Here is a 3,326-nt window from a genome sequence, read left to right as displayed (position 1 = left end):
GAATTTTTTTTTATCGGTGCTTTTGTCATTGGACTTAATAACAATACTAATTCATTGAGTATTGTGTTTTCTAAGTTGTGATCAAATTGAATTTCTCGAATAATACGTAAGAGGGTATTTTTCCTTCGAACATTTGAAGTATTTTGCGCCAAATGACTTAAGCTGGAAATAAATAATTTGGCATCAGCTTTACTAATTTCGAAATTAACTTTGAAATTGCTCATATGAATCTTTTTAACAACTTAAATCTACGAAAACAATACGAAAACAAAATACCCATTAATAGGTATTTTGAAAAAGGGGTTCTAGGGTCTCCCTAGCAAGAAAGCACCTTTGGGGATAAGACCTTATCGGATAAGGTGCAATCTTGCCACGATGTCGCTAAAAGAAATCCTATGGGGAATTCGACTTACGACCATCGTGCCCTGCCGTACCGTCCTAAAAGTTTTGTCCATTGCTATGGGCAATCACGACTTAGGTCTGTGCGGCTTTTTATGTCCTTTAAGATAACGGATATTACTCTACTTCAAATCCGAAGGTCATCCCATTAACATAGTATTTATGTCTTTCAGTTGCTTTTGGAACGATGGCATATCTGCCGGGAGTCAATTCCAATTCCCACACACCGTTCATAAACTTGCTAATATCACCGTTATCAAATTTGGTCCACTTGCTCGACACAGTATTGGGTTTGGCATTCCCATCCAATGTCATATCCCCCTTATATATCTTGCCTAGATTATTCTTGTAGTAGAAGTTACCTAATCTGAACAACTCATTGGTATCTGAAATCTTTACAATGGTCATATTCTTTAGTTCCTGAAAATAGATGTGAATGATACCCGCTTGGAATGTAGGTAGATTGTCTTCCTTAACGATAGCGGTATATACGAGATTGTTATGCTTGGAGTAGTTCCCGCTCTCTTGCCGCTCACCATAAATCTGAACGCTTTTGGGAAGCGAGACATATTTGCCGTCTTTGGGGACTAAAAGAGAGTTGGCTTCATAGGATTCTGGAAATCTTATGGTCTCAATTGTTTTGGCGGGATAGTCGGTTTCCGTTGCGATATCATAGGTCTTGTAAACGTTCATATACCTCTCATCGGTATATTCCATTTCGATAGTACCCGGTATAAAAGTAATTCCATACTCACCGTTACTATTGGTTGTAGTCTCAAGGGAAGTTCCCTTGATAGCTACCTTCATATCTTTTACAGGTTTGCCGAAATTATCAATTACTTTTCCTTCGATCTGGTGTTCGCCACAACTTGCCACTATAAGCGGTAAGGCCAAAAGTGCTAAAAGTCTTGTTTTTTTCATGCTGTATGTTTTTAAAATTCAAAGACAAACATAAAAAAATGTTTATAAAAGTGGTAATATATTTGTGGTAATATAAAAAGGTGCTAAAAGCCAACTTTGGTGTTCATAAAAGAAACACTGTATGGCTAAACAAGAAAAGAAACTCGACACCCGGATTATGAGGGTCGCGGATAAATTGGAACGTATGCGAATTGAAAAGGGATTTACCTCCTATGAGAATTTCGCTGTTGAATTTGGCATCTCAAGGATGCAATACTGGCGTATGGAGAAAGGGACGAACTTTACCTTTGAGAGCCTTCTCAGAATACTGGATGCACATAAGATGAGTTTGGGAGAATTCTTCTCTGATGTTGAATAGAAAAAATAAAATCAACTATGGATTGGTTCAAGAACAAAGACGAGTGAAACCCATGATTGAGTTTGCCTGTCACACTCTAAGTGTAATTAGTCGATACTAGCGTATAGGTCTCGCCTGCGAAAATTTTCACATAAAATGTTTGCTTGGAATTCAATAATAGGAATTTCAATTACTTATATCTAATAAAAACCTTAAAAGGAGATTTTTCATTATATTAGAAATAAATTTATACATCCATCGCTTTGTGGTAAACCAATTACCCCTTACTGAAGGGGTAAATTTTTATACTAACTATATGAATAAACACTATAAAAAAGGTTCGGAGTGGCGCAAGTGGGATTTGCACATTCATACACCAGAATCAATATTAAACAATGAATTTGGTACAGATTGGGATGTTTATGTAAAACAACTCTTCATAAGAGCATTAGCCAATAATATTACAGCCATAGGTATAACAGACTATTTTACTATTGAAGGTTATAAGAAACTTAAAACAGAATATCTAAACGATGCCAAACTAAAAGAGCTTGAGTTTAGTGATGAGCAAATCAAAAAAATTCATCAGATACTTATCGTACCCAATATAGAGTTTAGGCTTGATAAGCTGGTACAGGATAATCGGATCAACTTTCACGTTATATTCTCTGATGAAGTATCCATAGCCGACATCGAAGAAAACTTCTTACACCGTTTACACATTATTATTCAGGGAATTCCCCAACAATCTGGTGAGCGTAGAGCATTGACCAAAAATAATCTTACTGCTTTAGGCCAAAGGTTGCAAAATGAGCACGAGCATTTTAGACAGCACTCGAGTACGCTGTACACGGGTATGATGAATGCAGTAATTTCTGATGATGAAATTTCCAAGGTACTTTCTGAACAACCGACCCTATTTAAAGGTAAATACCTAATCGTCACACCATCCGATGAGGATTTAAGTGATGTGGAATGGAATAGTCAAGGACACCTCACCCGTAAAATCCTGATACAAAAGTCCGATTGTCTATTTGCTTCCAATCCCAATACCATAAAATGGGCATTGGGTAAATTTGGCGAAACACCTCAAGAATATATTAATGAGTTTAAGTCGCTTAAGCCCTGTATTTGGGGTAGTGATGCACATACCTATGATGAAATGTTTGTAAAAAATGCGAACAGACTCTGTTGGATTAAAGCTGACCCTACTTTTGAAGGTCTAAAGCAAATCATCTACGAGCCTGAAGAACGTGTAAGTATTAGAACTCGTAAACCAGATGACAAAAACATCTACGATGTTATTGAAAAAGTTAGATTTATCGATAAAAGTTTTCAAAACGATCATATAGATATAAGTCAGAATTTGACATCCATTATTGGTGGAAAATCTACCGGTAAATCTATTTTACTCAAAAGCATTGCACGAACTGCCGATGTTATTGAATTTGAAAAGCGAAATAAAACTGCAGGTATCGTCGACTCAAGACCAGTAAAAGGTTTTGAGGTCATCTGGAAGGATGAACAAATAAGTAAACTTGGTTCTGATAATAACCCTGCAAAAAAGATAATCTACATACCACAATCTTACCTTAATAGAGTTGTAGATAAATCTGAAGAAGATTCTGATATTGATAAGATTATTCAGGATGTTCTTTTGCAAAAGGAT

The 3,326-nt window shown here is 36.2% G+C and carries 3 protein-coding genes and 1 pseudogene; 2 read left to right on the top strand and 2 right to left on the bottom strand.

Annotated features, from left to right (window positions below; all coding sequences use genetic code 11):
* Window positions 1–224 (bottom strand): hypothetical protein (locus DWA30_RS13380; RefSeq protein ID WP_210725375.1); only part of this gene is annotated, 224 nt, incomplete at its 3' end.
* A 292-nt stretch (window positions 225–516) separates the two neighbouring features.
* The gene (locus DWA30_RS00705) at window positions 517–1,320 is read right to left on the bottom strand and encodes a carboxypeptidase-like regulatory domain-containing protein (protein ID WP_114490626.1); all 804 of its coding nucleotides are present in this window, start codon (window positions 1,318–1,320) and stop codon (window positions 517–519) included.
* A gap of 184 nt (window positions 1,321–1,504) precedes the next feature.
* Between DWA30_RS00705 and DWA30_RS00700 the strand changes: the two genes are divergently transcribed.
* Window positions 1,505–1,678, top strand: a complete 174-nt coding sequence (locus DWA30_RS00700; protein WP_136073120.1) for a helix-turn-helix domain-containing protein — start codon at window positions 1,505–1,507, stop codon at window positions 1,676–1,678.
* 295 nt (window positions 1,679–1,973) lie between these two features.
* Window positions 1,974–3,326: pseudogene (locus DWA30_RS00695) on the top strand (TrlF family ATPase); the annotation flags it as partial.

Origin of the sequence: Candidatus Ulvibacter alkanivorans (assembly GCF_003333325.1) — a bacterium.
Lineage (GTDB): Bacteria > Bacteroidota > Bacteroidia > Flavobacteriales > Flavobacteriaceae > Ulvibacter_A > Ulvibacter_A alkanivorans.
Note: the sequence above shows the minus strand (reverse complement) of the source record. Positions and strands in the feature narration are given on the sequence as shown.